This is a genomic window from Halorubrum tropicale, from assembly GCF_001280455.1.
GTDB classification, from domain to species: Archaea; Halobacteriota; Halobacteria; order Halobacteriales; family Haloferacaceae; genus Halorubrum; species Halorubrum tropicale.
Window position 1 is genome coordinate 408,610 of the sequence record NZ_LIST01000001.1, and the last position, 14,249, is coordinate 422,858.

At 68.7% G+C, this 14,249-nt stretch carries 14 protein-coding genes; 10 read left to right on the top strand and 4 right to left on the bottom strand.

Annotated elements, in window-relative coordinates; all coding sequences use genetic code 11:
- Positions 1-12: 12 nt before the first annotated feature.
- The gene (gene rpiA, locus AMR74_RS01835; protein WP_053770362.1) at positions 13-744 is read left to right on the top strand and encodes a ribose-5-phosphate isomerase RpiA; all 732 of its coding nucleotides are present in this window, start codon (positions 13-15) and stop codon (positions 742-744) included.
- 84 nt (positions 745-828) lie between these two features.
- On the opposite strand, the gene AMR74_RS01840 is transcribed toward rpiA, so the two are convergent.
- Entirely contained in the window at positions 829-996 is a 168-nt protein-coding gene (locus AMR74_RS01840) for a DUF1931 family protein (protein ID WP_004047560.1), read from the bottom strand.
- Positions 997-1,299: 303 nt separating this feature from the next.
- On the opposite strand from AMR74_RS01840, the gene larB reads away from it, so the two are divergent.
- From larB to AMR74_RS01850, 3 genes are all read left to right on the top strand, one after another.
- Positions 1,300-2,067 carry a nickel pincer cofactor biosynthesis protein LarB gene (larB, locus tag AMR74_RS01845; protein WP_053770363.1) on the top strand — a complete coding sequence of 256 codons (768 nt, stop codon included), beginning with the start codon at positions 1,300-1,302 and terminating at the stop codon, positions 2,065-2,067.
- A gap of 136 nt (positions 2,068-2,203) precedes the next feature.
- Positions 2,204-2,356 (top strand): DUF7563 family protein, encoded by a 153-nt coding sequence (locus AMR74_RS18945; protein ID WP_004599353.1) that lies wholly within the window; start codon positions 2,204-2,206, stop codon positions 2,354-2,356.
- 110 nt (positions 2,357-2,466) lie between these two features.
- Entirely contained in the window at positions 2,467-2,715 is a 249-nt protein-coding gene (locus AMR74_RS01850; protein ID WP_053770364.1) for a GIY-YIG nuclease family protein, read from the top strand.
- A 15-nt stretch (positions 2,716-2,730) separates the two neighbouring features.
- On the opposite strand, the gene hisG is transcribed toward AMR74_RS01850, so the two are convergent.
- Positions 2,731-3,621 (bottom strand): ATP phosphoribosyltransferase, encoded by an 891-nt coding sequence (hisG, locus tag AMR74_RS01855; RefSeq protein ID WP_053770365.1) that lies wholly within the window; start codon positions 3,619-3,621, stop codon positions 2,731-2,733.
- A gap of 497 nt (positions 3,622-4,118) precedes the next feature.
- Positions 4,119-4,532, bottom strand: coding sequence for a hypothetical protein (locus tag AMR74_RS01860; RefSeq protein WP_053770366.1), 414 nt, complete (start codon positions 4,530-4,532; stop codon positions 4,119-4,121).
- Positions 4,533-4,661: 129 nt separating this feature from the next.
- Here AMR74_RS01860 and uvrB point away from each other — a divergent pair, with 129 nt between their 5' ends.
- From uvrB to AMR74_RS01885, 5 genes are all read left to right on the top strand, one after another.
- On the top strand, positions 4,662-6,716 hold the full coding sequence (gene uvrB / locus AMR74_RS01865) for an excinuclease ABC subunit UvrB (RefSeq protein WP_053770367.1): 2,055 nt from the start codon (positions 4,662-4,664) through the stop codon (positions 6,714-6,716).
- Positions 6,717-6,814: 98 nt separating this feature from the next.
- The gene (locus AMR74_RS01870; protein WP_053770368.1) at positions 6,815-7,345 is read left to right on the top strand and encodes a hypothetical protein; all 531 of its coding nucleotides are present in this window, start codon (positions 6,815-6,817) and stop codon (positions 7,343-7,345) included.
- Between the two features lie 76 nt (positions 7,346-7,421).
- Positions 7,422-8,012: a hypothetical protein gene (locus tag AMR74_RS01875; protein WP_053770369.1), complete on the top strand. Its 591-nt coding sequence runs from the start codon at positions 7,422-7,424 to the stop codon at positions 8,010-8,012.
- Between the two features lie 425 nt (positions 8,013-8,437).
- Positions 8,438-9,466, top strand: a complete 1,029-nt coding sequence (locus AMR74_RS01880) for a ribonucleotide-diphosphate reductase subunit beta (protein WP_053770974.1) — start codon at positions 8,438-8,440, stop codon at positions 9,464-9,466.
- 1 nt (position 9,467) lies between these two features.
- Complete coding sequence (locus tag AMR74_RS01885) at positions 9,468-11,156, top strand: ribonucleoside-diphosphate reductase subunit alpha (protein ID WP_053770370.1); 1,689 nt, start codon at positions 9,468-9,470, stop codon at positions 11,154-11,156.
- Between the two features lie 146 nt (positions 11,157-11,302).
- Here AMR74_RS01885 and AMR74_RS01890 read toward each other — a convergent pair whose 3' ends face one another.
- The gene (locus tag AMR74_RS01890) at positions 11,303-12,514 is read right to left on the bottom strand and encodes an SPFH domain-containing protein (protein ID WP_053770371.1); all 1,212 of its coding nucleotides are present in this window, start codon (positions 12,512-12,514) and stop codon (positions 11,303-11,305) included.
- A gap of 159 nt (positions 12,515-12,673) precedes the next feature.
- On the opposite strand from AMR74_RS01890, the gene AMR74_RS01895 reads away from it, so the two are divergent.
- The gene (locus tag AMR74_RS01895) at positions 12,674-13,978 is read left to right on the top strand and encodes an O-acetylhomoserine aminocarboxypropyltransferase/cysteine synthase family protein (protein ID WP_053770372.1); all 1,305 of its coding nucleotides are present in this window, start codon (positions 12,674-12,676) and stop codon (positions 13,976-13,978) included.
- Positions 13,979-14,249: the final 271 nt, after the last annotated feature.

Consider the following 14,249-nt stretch of genomic DNA (forward strand, 5'->3'; position numbering starts at 1 on the left):
GCACTCGACCACATGAAGACGAGCGGCGGGAGCGACGCGGCGAAGCGACGCGCCGGCGAGTCGGCGGCCGAGGCGGTGACCGACGGGGACGTGGTCGGGCTGGGGACCGGGTCGACCGCGGCGCACGCCATCCGGCGCCTCGGCGAGCGGGCCGACGCCGGCCTCGACGTGCGCGGCGTCCCCACCTCCTTCGCGAGCCGCGAACTCGCGGCCGAGGAGGGGATTCCGCTCCTCGATCTCCCCGACGCGGTCGGGCCCGAGGGCCCGGGGATCGACGTCGCGATCGACGGCGCCGATCAGGTGGCCACCGGCGCCGCGGGCGACGACCCCCTCTCCGGCGGCGCGCTGATCAAGGGGGGCGGCGCGGCCCACGCCCGCGAGAAGCTCGTCGACGCCGCCGCGGACCGCTTCCTCGTCGTCGCCGACCCCTCGAAGGAGTCGCCGCGACTGGACCGGTCGGTGCCGGTCGAGGTGCTGTCAGCGGGGCGGACCGCGGTCGCCGCGGCGGTGCGAGACGCGGGCGGGGAGCCGACGCTGCGCCGCGCGGAGCGGAAGGACGGCCCCGTCGTGACGGACAACGGGAACCTCGTGACGGACTGCGCGTTCGGCGAGATCGCCGACCCGGCCGCCCTGTCGGCGACGCTGTCGGCGGTCCCGGGCGTCGTCGAGCACGGGCTCTTCGTCGGGCTCGCGGACGAGGTTCACGTCGGCACGGAGTCCGGCGTCCGGGTCGACGAGGTCTGAACCGTCGCCGAGCGGCGACGCGAGCGACGGCGCGGCCGCTGGCCGGTCGGCGTCCAAATAAAGTGGAACGGAAACGGGTCCGGCTTACAGGTCGCGCGGCTGGACCGTCTTCCGGTCGTTGGCCTCGGCGCGGCGCGCGGCGTCTTCGAGCAGCTCGTCCACTTCGTCGTCCAGCGCGTCGTAGAAGTCCGAAGCGACGTTCTTGTCGTCCAGGGCTTCCTTGACGGCCGCTTTGACAATGAGGTCTGCCATGCGATCGGGCCTACCCGGTGATGGTTAATAAGAGTTCCTGAATTCGCCCGCGAGGGGCGCCGTGACGCCGGTTCGCGGGGGGTTGCGAGGATAGTCGCTTATAAGCCTTGTGGGATTCTCGTCCGCGCTCCGCCTCAACGACGCTCGGAACCGCCGCTGACCCCGGGTCGGTCCGGCCTCGCTCGGGCCGCGTCCCCCGTCGCGTGACCCCCGGGGGCCCGCTCCGCCCCCGGCCGAAGTCGGCGCGCGGCGGGCCGGACCCGAACCGACAGGTTCGACCGGGGCCGCCGCGCACCACCGTCCATGCGAGAGACGCTGGCGGCGCTCGAGGCGGGCGACATCGGGATCGAGGAGGCGGAGTCGCGGCTCGCGGGCTACGCGACCACGGACGCGGGGCGGTTCGACGCCGCCCGCGAGCGGCGGCGCGGGATCCCCGAGGCGATCCTCGCGGAGGGGAAGACGCCCGCGGAGGTCGCCGCGCTGGCGACCACGGCGCTCGACACCACCGGCCGGGCGCTCGTGACCCGCGCGGACGAGGCCGCCGCGTCCGCGGTCGCGGCGGCGGTCGGCGACGTCGAGGCGGACGCGACGGTCGACCGCGACGACCGCGCGGGCACCGTCGTCGTCCACGCGGCCGACTTAGAGCCGCCGTCGCTCGACGCCGCGGTCGCGGTCGTGGCCGCCGGCACCGCGGACGCGGCGGTCGCCGGCGAGGCGGCGGTCGTCGCCCGCGAGGTCGGGGCCGCGGTCGACCGGGTCGACGACGTGGGGGTCGCCAACCTCGACCGGATCCTCGACCAGGTCGACCGGGTCCGCGAGGCCGACGCGGTCGTGGTCGCGGCCGGCCGCGAGGGCGCCCTCCCGACCGTCGTCGCCGGCCTCGTCGACGCCCCCGTGATCGCCGCCCCGGTCTCGACCGGCTACGGGGTCGGCGGCGAGGGGGTCGCGGCGCTGGAGGGCGCGCTCCAGTCGTGCTCCGTGCTCACAACCGTCAACGTCGACGCCGGGTTCGTCGCCGGCGCGCAGGCCGGCCTGATCGCCCGCGCGGTCGACGCGGCCCGGGCCGAGTAGGGGGGCCCGCCGACCGCGGGCTCCGGCCCGGATCTCGGCTCGCATTAAACGCGCGAATACCGGAAGTCGACGGGCCCGAGAAAGGGTATTTGTTCGTCCAGCCCCTACCGATCGTGCCGACGCACGTCGGCATCACATGCCACGCTGTGACCACTGCGGGTCGCACGTCTCGGACCGCTTCGCGCGCGTCTTCGCGGACGAGCACGGCGACCTGAACGCGTGCCCGAAGTGCTCCGCGAACGCGGGCATCGCCGAGGTGTCTCGCGAGCGGACGCGAACCGGGGACTGACCGCCGAACCGCCGGTGTGAGACCGAGCGCACGGGGAGCGGCGGCTCCGTCCGGGTCCCCCCGCCGGGCACATCCCTACTCACTTTGCGCTCGCGCTCGCACGGCCGTTCGTGGCCGACCACTACGTGTACGTGATCGAGTGCGCCGACGGCACCCTCTACACCGGGTACACGACCGACGTCGAGCGCCGCGTCGCCGAACACGACGCCGGAGAGGGCGCGAAGTACACCCGCGGTCGGACCCCCGTAACGCTGCGTCACGTCGAGTCGTTCGACTCGCGGTCGGCGGCGATGTCGCGGGAGCACGCCGTCAAGTCGCTGTCGCGCGCCGAGAAGGAGCGGCTGATCGACGACGAGTAGGGCCCCGTCCCGGCCTCACTCCACGAGCCGTTCGATCTCCGTGACGAGGATGCCGGTCGCGCCCACCGAGCGCAGCTCCGAGATGGTCTCGAACACGTCGCGCTCGTCGACGACGGCGTGGACCGCGACCATCCCGTTGCCGTTCTCGTCGGCCTCGACGTCCATCACGGTCGGCCCTCCGAGCCCGGGGATCACGTCCTTCACCTCGTCGAGCCGCGCCTTCGGGGCGTTCATCATCAGGTAGCGGCGGCCGTCCGCCGCGAGGACCGACTCGAAGGCGGTCAGCACCTGCTCGACTTTCGGGCCGTCGACCACGTCCGGGCGGGCGAACAGCCGCACCGAGGAGTCGAGCACGTCGTCGATCACGGCCAAGCGGTTCACCTTCAGCGTCGTCCCCGTCGAGGTGATGTCGACGATGGCGTCGGCCATGTCGACGTGCGGCGTGAGTTCGGTCGCGCCCGTCACGGTGACCACGTCGGCGTCGACGCCCACGCGGTCGAGGTACGCCTCCGTGACGCTCGGGAACTCGGTGGCGACCGTCCGTCCGGCAATGTCCTCGACGGCCGCCACGTCGCCGTCCTCCGGCGCCGCGAGGACGAGCTTACAGGAGCCGTAGCCCAGGTCGAGCAGGTCGACGAGGTCGCCGTCGGCCGCCTCGTCCGCGGAGCCGACGACGCCGCCCGACTCGGCCGCCTGGTCGAGGCCGGTGACGCCGAGGTCGGCGGCGCCGTCCCGGACGTACTCCGGGATATCGGCCGCCCGCGCGAACAGCACCGTCACGTCCTCGTCGACGGTGTCGGCGTACAGCTGGCGGTCGGCGGTCTCCTCGACGTGGAGCCCGGCGCGCTCCAACAGCGAGAGCGTCGGCTCGTGTAGGCGGCCCTTGTTGGGGACGGCAATGCGCATACGCCACGCCTCGCGGGGACAGGGGGAAACGTTTTCGTCCGGAGCGCGAGGAGCACGCGCGAGGTCGTCGGGCTCCGCCCGGCTGCCAGAGGGACCTTCGGTCCCTCACTGGAGAACGAAGTGAGCGACAGGGCGAGAGCGAAGCTCTCGCTTGAAACCGGACGTAGTCCGGTGACGAGGCTGGGGAGGCGTGAGGTGCGGGGCTGTGCGTTCCCGCGAGCGCAGCGAGCGGGAGCACGGAAGTCGCTGCCCGCGCAGCGAACGGAGTGAGCGAGCAGGACCGTCTTCCGGAGGGGCGGGACTCGAAGGGGCAGTCGCGGGGCCAGCGTAGACGAAGTAAGCACCGCAACGAGGGAGCGAACGGAGTGAGTGACCGAGTGAGGAGCACAGCGAGTGTACGCTGGCCCCGCGGCTGGGGCTTTGGAGGTGTTCGCGGCCGGTCCGTGAGCGGCCGTTTGTGAGCGAGCGACCGGCGCTTTGGGGTGTCTGCCGTCGATCTACAATCGATTATTCATAGGCGAGCCGCCGGTCGCGTCGAACCTCCTTCTGACCACCAAGTACGCGAGGGGGAGACAGCCGGCGAACGCGACCGGCCAGACGGTCAACTGCGAGGCCGGGTCGGGCGGCGAGACGAGGCTCGCGGCGACCAGCCCCGCGGGACCGGCGACTGCGACGGCGGCCGCCCCTCGCTCCCACCGTGACGGGGGATACCGGCGGCCCCGTCCGGGGCGCCACCACAGCAGGTAGTACAACAGTACGATCCCCGAGAGCGGCGCGAGGACGCCCCAGACACCCGGGTGGTCGCTTCCGCGGGCGTGGGCGTCGAAGTTGACCCACGCGCCGATGGCGACCCAGACGAGCAGGAAGCAGAGGACGCCGACGGCGACGACGGGCGTGAGTTGGAGGGACACGCTCCCCCGTCCGTCCGGGCGACACGTAGGTCTTCCCTCGGAACCCGAGACGCGCCGTCGCGGTCGCGTCGTCGCCGTCGTCCCCGCGGCCGCGCCGCTCAAGTGTATCGCCGCCCAACGACGCGTATCGTGAGCGACGCCGACTCCCCCCTCTCGGAGGACCGCCCGACCGTCGACCGCCCCCTCCGCGTCGACGCCCCGTTCGAGCCCGCGGGCGACCAGCCCGAGGCCATCGAGGGGCTGGTCGAGGGGTTCGAGTCGGGCGCCGAGAAGCAGACGCTCCTCGGCGTGACGGGGTCCGGGAAGACGAACACCGTCTCGTGGGTCGCCGAGGAGCTCGACCAGCCGACGCTCGTCTTGGCCCACAACAAGACGCTCGCGGCCCAGCTGTACGAGGAGTTCCGCGAGCTGTTCCCGGACAACGCCGTCGAGTACTTCGTCTCCTACTACGACTACTACCAGCCGGAGGCGTACGTCGAGCAGACGGACACGTTCATCGACAAGGAGATGTCGATCAACGAGGAGATCGACCGCCTCCGCCACTCCGCGACGCGCTCCCTTTTGACCCGCGACGACGTGATCGTCGTCGCCTCCGTCTCGGCCATCTACGGGCTCGGGGACCCCCAGAACTACCGCGACATGGCGCTGCGCTTGGAGGTCGGCGAGCGGATCGGCCGCGAGGAGCTGCTCACCCGGCTCGTCGACCTGAACTACGAGCGCAACGACGTGGACTTCACGCAGGGCACGTTCCGCGTGCGCGGCGACACAGTCGAGATCTACCCGATGTACGGCCGGTACGCCGTCAGGGTGGAGATGTGGGGCGACGAGATCGACCGGATGATCAAGGTCGACCCGATGCACGGCGAGGTCGTGAGCGAGGAGCCGGCGGTGATGCTCCACCCGGCGGAGCACTACTCGATCCCGGACGACAAGCTGGAACAGGCGATCGCCGAGATCGAGGACCTGATGGAGAAGCGGGTCAGCTACTTCGAGCGGCAGGGCGACCTCGTGGCGGCCCAGCGCATCGAGGAGCGAACCACCTTCGACATCGAGATGCTTCGCGAGGCGGGCTACTGCTCGGGGATCGAGAACTACTCGGTCCACATGGACGACCGCGAGTCGGGCGACGCCCCCTACACCCTGCTCGATTACTTCCCCGACGACTTCCTCACGGTCGTCGACGAGTCCCACCAGACGATCCCCCAGATCAAAGGGCAGTACGAGGGCGACAAGTCGCGGAAGGACTCGCTGGTCGAGAACGGGTTCCGGCTCCCGACCGCCTACGACAACCGCCCCCTGACGTTCGAGGAGTTCGAGGAGAAGACGGACCGCACCCTCTACGTCTCGGCGACGCCCGGCGACTACGAGCGCGAGACCTCCGACCGGATCGTCGAGCAGATCGTCCGCCCGACGCACCTCGTCGACCCGAAGGTGGAGGTGACCGACGCGACGGGGCAGGTCGACGACCTCTTGGAGCGCGTCGACGACCGGATCGAGCGCGACGAGCGCGTCCTCGTCACCACGCTCACCAAGCGGATGGCCGAGGACCTCACGGAGTACCTCGAGGAGGCCGGCGTCGACGTGGCGTACATGCACGACGAGACGGACACCCTCGAACGCCACGAGATCATCCGCGACCTCCGGCTCGGCAACATCGACGTGCTCGTCGGCATCAACCTGCTTCGCGAGGGGCTCGACATCCCGGAGGTGAGCCTCGTCGCCATCCTCGACGCCGACCAGGAGGGGTTCCTCCGGTCCACCACGACCCTCGTCCAGACGATGGGCCGGGCCGCGCGCAACGTCAACGGCGAGGTCGTCCTCTACGCCGACGAGGTGACCGACTCGATGGAGGCGGCCATCGAGGAGACCCAGCGCCGCCGCGAGATCCAACTGGAGTACAACGAGGAACACGGCTACGAGGCGACCACCATCGACAAGCCGGTCAGCGAGACGAACCTCCCCGGGTCGAAGACGGACACCTCCAACGTCAGCGTCGGCGACGTGGAGAGCGAGGACGAGGCGAAAGCGCAGATCGAGGCGCTCGAAGACCGCATGGACGAGGCCGCGAGCAACTTGGAGTTCGAGCTGGCGGCCGACATCCGCGACCGGATCGCGGAACTGCGGCGCGCCTTCGAGATCGACGCGGGCGACGAGGGCGTCCCGGCGCCGGCGATCGACGAGTAGCGACCCTCTGCGCCGGCGATCGACGGGGGGTCGCCCGATTCTCAGTCCGTGTCACCGTGACGGCGGGATTTTTACCTCGGTACGTCGCAGTCGAGGTCGTGTACCGTCGCGCCGTCGTCGCCGGAGCGCTCGCCGTCGCCACCGGCGGGTGCGTCGACCGCCTCCACGACGTCGCCGCCTCGACGCCCGGCGACCTCGGCGTGCGGAGCCGCTACGTCGACGGCAACCCGATGGTCGACTCGCGCAGCGTCCTCGCCCGGCCCGAGGAACTCCTGACGCACGCGGCCTCCTTCCGATCTGCCTCGTCGGCCCGCCGCGCGCTCAAGCCCGACGCGACCGAGTCGCGGGAGTTCGTCGAGCGCACCGACTTCGTCGACGACGGCGGCGACGCGGTGCTGGTGATCGCCCAGCGGCTCACGGCGCCCGAGGTCAAACTCCGGCTCGGCGGGATCAGCCGGACCGGCGACCACTCGCTCCGGATCGCGGTCGACCAGAGCGGCGTCCGCGGCGAGATCGAGACCGACGACCCGGTGGTCAAGACGCTCTTGTTGCGGCTCTCCGACGAGCGCGGCCCGCCGGAGCGGGCGATCGTCGTCATCGGGGACGGCCGCGCCGGGATCACGATCTGACGGTCGCGGTCCTCCGCCCCGTCGACCGCGGTCCCGTCCCGCGATCGTTTTGTGCTCGGAACGTCTCCCCCCGACCATGTCACTCCGCAGTCGCCTCCTCGGATCGGCCCTCCTCGTCGCCGCCGCGGCCGCGCTCGCGGCGACGGTCTCTCTCGCCCCCACGGTCCCGCCCGAGTCGGCGGCCGGGTCCGTGTCGGCCATCGCGCCCACGCCGTACTCCTTCGTCGCCACGCCCCCTCTCCTCGCGGTCGGGTCGGTGCTCCTGATCGGCGGCGCGGCCGCGCTCGCGAGCGCCGACCTCTCGGCGCGCGCGGCCCTCTTCGCGCCGGCGCTCGGCGGCGCCGCCGCGTTCGCGCTCGTCGCCGGCGTCGCCGCCGCGCCCGCGGCGATCCTCTCGGCGCTGGCCGATCCCGCCGCGCTCGCTGCCGCCGTCGCCGGGGCGCCCGGCACCGTCGCGACCGGCGTCGTCGCCGGAGGCGCCGTGGCCCCGGTGATCCGCGCGACGACCACCGAGGACACGGCCGCGCTCGTCGCCGGCGCCGTCCTGTTGCTCGCGGCGCTCGCGGCCGGCGCCTCGGACCCCGTCTCGCTTCTCACCGGCGGCCTCGGCGGCGCGGTCGCCGTCGGCCTGCTCTGGGCGGTCGACCCCGAACGCTGGCGGCCCTGAGTCCGGGGATCAACCGCTCACGTCTCGACGCTCCCTCGTTCGCGCCCAGATTCGAGTTCGTCCCTCTCGCCGAACTGTCCGGCGGAGCCCTCGCGATTGGACCAGCGTCGACGCCGCCAGTTGGGTGCTGTCGCGACCTCCCGTAACCGGAACTCACCGCTGAGTCACCGTCACGGCACCGCTCGTTCGTCAATCGGACGAACGACTCCGATCTCGCAGTATGAAAGTGAATTTGTAGTATTACAACTTTGTTGGTAATACTTATACCAGTGGAGTCTGTGTGGTCTGACACGGTTCACGCGGCTACGCTCACGTCACGCTGTGAGACCGTCCCCCGAGCGACACGACTGCGGTCGGACTCACCGGACCGACGCTGGAGTGGCAGAGGCAACCCAACGAAATCGGTCACGTTCGAGATGACCAAGATGAGTGAAAGCGACAACGCGAACACGAACGCGAGCACAGGCGCAGATACGGAGAGGGACATCTTCTCGGAGAGAACGCAGCTGAAGCCCTACGAGTACGGCGAGTTTCTCGACTACGTCGAGGCGATCCGGAACAGCTACTGGGTCCACACGGAGTTCAACTTCGACGGCGACGTCCAAGACTTCAAGGTCAACACGACTCCCGCCGAGCAGACCGTTATCAAGCGGACGATGTTGGCCATCGCACAGATCGAGGTACAGGTGAAGACCTTCTGGTCGGACATCTACGCGGAGATGCCCAAAGCCGAGGTCGGGAACGTGGGCATGACCTTCGCGGAAAGCGAGGTGCGCCACATGGACGCCTACAGTCACCTCCTCGACGTCTTGGGGATCACGGACGACTTCGAGCAGGTGACGGAGGAGCCGGCGATGAAAAAGCGGATCGAGTACCTCGACGAGTACCTGGGCAAGAGCGAGAGCGACGACGAACGGGAGTACGTGATGAGCATCCTGCTTTTCAGCGCGTTCGTCGAGCACGTATCGCTGTTCAGCCAGTTCCTCATCATGACGAGCTTCGACAAGCACGAAAAGAAGTTCACGGGGATAGCGAACGCCGTCGAAGCGACCAGCAAGGAGGAGCAGATTCACGGGCTGTTCGGGGTCGAACTGGTAGAGACGATCAGAGCGGAGAACCCGGACCTCTTCGACGACGATTTCGAGGACGAGGTCCAAGCGGCCTGTCGGCAGGCCTACGAGGCGGAGACGGAGATCCTGGACTGGATATTCGAGGACGGGGAACTGGAGTTCCTCCCCCGCCCCCACGTCGACGCGTTCCTGCGAGACCGGTTCAATCGGAGCTTGGACAACGTCGGCGTGGACCCGATATTCGAGCCGGACGACGACCTGCTCGAAGAGACGCGCTGGTTCGACGAGGACATCATGATGACGAAGGATAACGACTTCTTCAGCAAGCGGTCGACCACGTACAACAAGCACACGCAGAGCGTTACCGCGGAGGACATGTTCTAAAATGGCACAAACAGCACTCGACGGCGTTTCGGAACAGTACACGGAACCGTTCTACTGGTTGAACGAGGACAGCAGGGAGTTTCTCAGAGAGGGGTACCTGATCGAGGGCGTCGAAGCGGAAGAGCGGGTCAGACAGATCGCCGAGCGCGCCGAAGAGATCCTCGGTGAGGATGGGTTCGCGGACCGGTTCTACGAGTACATGAGCCGCGGCTTCTACAGCCTCGCCAGCCCGATATGGGCCAACTTCGGACTGGACAGGGGGCTTCCCATCAGCTGCTTCGGCAGCTACATGGAAGACAACATCGAGAGCATCCTCTACACCCAGGCCGAGGTGGGTGAGATGACCAAGCAGGGCGGCGGCACGAGCGGGTACTTCGGTGAGCTGCGGCCGCGGGGCAGTCCGATAACGAACAACGGCAAGAGCAACGGGAGTTACAGCTTCACGGAGCTGTTCGACACGATCATCAACGTCATCAGCCAAGGGGAAACCCGGCGCGGGCAGTTCGCCGGCTACATCGACGTCGAACACGACGACCTGGAGGAATGGCTCAACATCAAAACCGAGGGGGACCCGGTACAGGACATCTACTACGGCGTCATCGTCGGTGACGACTGGTTCCAGGCGATGATCGACGGCGACGAAGAGAAGCGGGAGACCTGGGCGGACATCATCGAGACCCGGATCAACGTCGGCGTTCCGTACATCATCTTCCGGGGGAACATGAACGAGGGGAAGCCGCAGGTCTACAAGGACAAGGACTACCAGATAAACGCGTCCAACCTCTGTACCGAGATAGCGCTGCCGGCCACCGCGGACGAGAGCTTCGTCTGCTGTCTCTCGAGCATGAACGCGCTCCACTACGACGAATGGAAGGACACCGATGCGGTGGAGACGCTGACCCGGTTCCTGGACGCGGTGATGGAGGAGTTCATCCAGCGCACGGAGGGCGTCCGGTTCATGGAGCGGGCCGTGCGGTTCGCGAAGCGACACAGAGCGATAGGGATCGGCGTCCTCGGGTGGCACAGCTACCTCCAACGCAACATGATCCCCTTCGACAGCATGGAGGCGATGGAGAAGAACGAGGAGATATTCCGGACCATCAGAGAGCGGAGCTACGAGGCGAGCGAAGCGCTCGCCGACGAGTTCGGGGAGCCGGAGGTGCTCGAAGGGTACGGCAGGCGGAACACGACGACGATGAGCGTGGCTCCGACGAAGTCGAGCAGCGTCATTCTGGGGCAGGTCAGTCCGAGCATCGAGCCGCTGAAGTCGAACTACTTCGTGCGGGACGGTGCGAAGCTGAAGTCGACGCAAAAGAACAGGTTCCTTCAGGCGATACTGGCGGAGCGAGGCGAAGACACCCGCGAGGTCTGGGACAGCATCGCGAACAAGGACGGGAGCGTCCAACACCTCGACTGCCTGACCGACCGAGAGAAAGAGGTGTTCAAGACCTTCGCCGAGATTCCGCAGATGGCGATCATCAATCAGGCGGCACAGCGGCAGAAACACATCGACCAAGCACAGAGCGTGAACGTCTCGATCGACCCGAGCGAAGTGAGCGTGAAAGAGATCAATCAGCTCTACATCGAAGCGTGGAAGAAGGGCGTCAAGAGCCTCTACTATCAGCACAGCGTGAACGCCGCACAGAAGTTCAGTCGAGACATTCTCGAGTGTCGGGCCTGTGAGAGCTGATCGCTGCTCGTAGTCGGCCTGCCCGTTACCCCGGTCCCTCCGTCTTCGAATCCAGGTCGTCGTCGGGCTGCTCCGGGCTGTCGACCCCGAGACCGCCGGCGGCCTGAGAACGCGCCCCGTCGCGCGGCCGCGACCCCGCTCCCGGCCTAATCGCTCGGCCGCTCGCTCTCCGTTTCGAGGTCGATGTCGACCTCGTCGACCTCGAACTCCTCCACCTCGGCGTCCGGGATCTCCTCGCCGTCGCGGCTCGCCGAGAGGTTCTCGTCGGAGTAGCTGTCGAGCTCCTCCAACGCGGACTCGATGTCCTCCAAGCCGAGCATCTGCTCCGTCTCCGCGTCGAACTCCTTGCCGTCGAGCCCCTCCATCTGCTGGACGTCGGAGCCGGAGAGGGCCTTGCCGTAGCGGCCGACGAGGCTGGTGAGCTCCTGCGGGAGGACGAACGTGGTGGACTCGCCCTTGCCGATCTCTTCGAGCGTCTCCATGCCGCGCTCGATGATGGCGCGCTCGCCCATCGACTCGGCCGAGCGGGCGCGGAGGACGGTCGAGATGGCGTCCCCCTGCGCTTCGAGGATCTGGGACTGCTTTTCGCCCTGTGCGCGGATGATGTTCGACTGCTTGTCACCCTCCGCCTGCTCGACGGCGGAGCGGCGTTCCCCCTGCGCTTCGAGGATCATCGCGCGCCGGCGGCGCTCGGCGCCGGTCTGTTGCTCCATCGCGTGCTGGACCTCCTGCGACGGGCTCACCTCGCGGACCTCGACGGCCTCGACGCGGATCCCCCACTCGTCGGTGGGCTCGTCCAGCTCCTCGTTGATCCGGTCGTTGATGAGCTCCCGCTGCGAGAGCGTGTCGTCGAGCTCCATGTCGCCGATGACGGCGCGGAGCGTGGTCTGCGCGAGGTTCGAGACGGCGTTCTTGTAGTTGTCGACCTCTAAGAACGCCTTCTTCGCGTCCATCACCTTGATGTAAACGACGGCGTCGGCGGTCACGGGGGAGTTGTCGCGCGTGATCGCCGACTGGCTCGGCACGTCGATCGTCTGCGTCCGCATGTCGAACGCGTACGTCCGCGAGACGAACGGCGGGATGATGTGAACGCCCGGGTCCAGCAGCTTGCGGTACTCGCCGAAGACGGTGAGCGCCTCCTTGTCGTAGGCGTCGACGATCTCGACGGCGCTGACGACCGTGACGGCCGCCAGAAGCACCGCGAGCGCCGCGACGCCGAAGACGAGGCTCTGCCCGAGGAGGGCGACCCCGACGAGGAGGGCGACGCCGAGCGCGAGGTACTGCCAGACCCCGTCCGGGACCTCCGCCAGCAGATCCTCCAGCTCGGGGGACTCGCCGCGCGGACCTTGTGTTCCCATACCCGGAGTTACGGCCGGACGCTGTTAACGGTTCGCACGAGCCCGCGCCCGATCCGCGTCGCGCCCGTCGATTCTCCCCCGCGGCGTCGGACTCCGAGATACCGGAAAGGTCGGCACGGGCCGGCCGGCTTTAATTGGGCGGCGGCCGAACCTGATAGCATGCCATCCGACGAGGAGACAGACGGCCCCAAATTCAGCACACGAAGCGTCCACGCCGGCGAGGACCCGGACCCGGCGACCGGCGCCCGCGCGACGCCCATCTACCAGACGACCGCCTACCAGTTCGACGACGCCGACCACGCGGCGGACCTCTTCGCCCTCGAAGAGGCCGGCAACGTCTACTCCCGGCTGATGAACCCGACCAACGCCGCCCTCGAAGAACGGATCGCCTCGCTGGAGGGCGGCGTCGGCGCGGTCGCGACCGCCTCGGGCATGGCCGCGCTGGACGTGACGACGTTCCTGCTCGCCTCGGCGGGCGACAACATCGTCTCCTCGTCGGCGCTGTACGGCGGCACGTACACCTACCTCACCCACTCGGTCGAGCGCCGCGGCGTCTCGACGCGGTTCGTCGACCCGCTCGACTACGAGGGGTACGCCGAGGCCATCGACGAGGACACCGCCTACGTCCACATCGAAACGATCGGCAACCCCGCCCTCGTCACCCCGGACATCCAGCGGATCGCGGACATCGCCCACGAGCACGGCGCCCCGCTGTTCGTCGACAACACGTTCGCGACGCCGTACCTCTGCCGGCCGCTCGATCACGGCGCCGACCTCGTCTGGGAGTCGACGACGAAGTGGCTCACCGGCAACGGCACCACCGTGGGCGGGGTCGTCGTCGACGGCGGCTCGTTCCCGTGGGCCGATCACGCCGAGAAGTACCCGGAGATCGCGCAGGACAACCCCGCGTACCACGGGATCAACTTCGCCGAGCGGTTCGGTGACGCCGCCTTCACCTTCGCCGCGATCACCCGCGGCCTGCGCGACCTGGGCGACCAGCAGTCGCCGTTCGACGCCTGGAACACGCTCCAGCAGACCGAGTCGCTCCCGCTGCGGATGGACCGTCACTGCGAGAACGCCGGGATCGTCGCCGAGTACCTCGCGGACCACGGCGAGGTCGCGTGGGTGAACTACCCCGGCCTGGAGGACCACGAGACCCACGAGGAGGCGACGGAGTACCTCGACGGGGGGTACGGCGGCATGCTCACCTTCGGCCTGGAGGCCGGCTACGAGGCGGCGCGCGCGACCGTCGAGGAGGCGGACCTCGCCTCGCTGGTCGCGAACGTCGGCGACGCGAAGACGCTCCTCATCCACCCGGCGTCGACGACTCACCAGCAGCTGACCGAGGACGAACAGGAGGCCGCCGGCGTCACCGCCGACATGGTGCGCCTGTCGGTCGGCATCGAGGACCCCGCGGACATCGTCGCCGACTTAGAGGCCGCCATCGAGGCGGCGACGGCGTAACCGCGGTCCGCCTGCCTCCGACTGGGTGGCTCCGTTACTACGCCTTCGGACTGACACGATCTGCGTGCGAGATACAAGGGATACAGTCAGCACGAGGGCTGCGATATCTTTGTTTGACCGCTGTATCAACCGATAGAGCGTACCCTCTGTATCGTCCGATACCCTGTTCGACCGCGAAATCTGGATCTTCCGAACGAGCGGGCAAGTAGCGTCGTGGACCAGCGAATACACCGCCTGCGAGCCGGGAAGCCGCGTCGTATATCATGGGGAA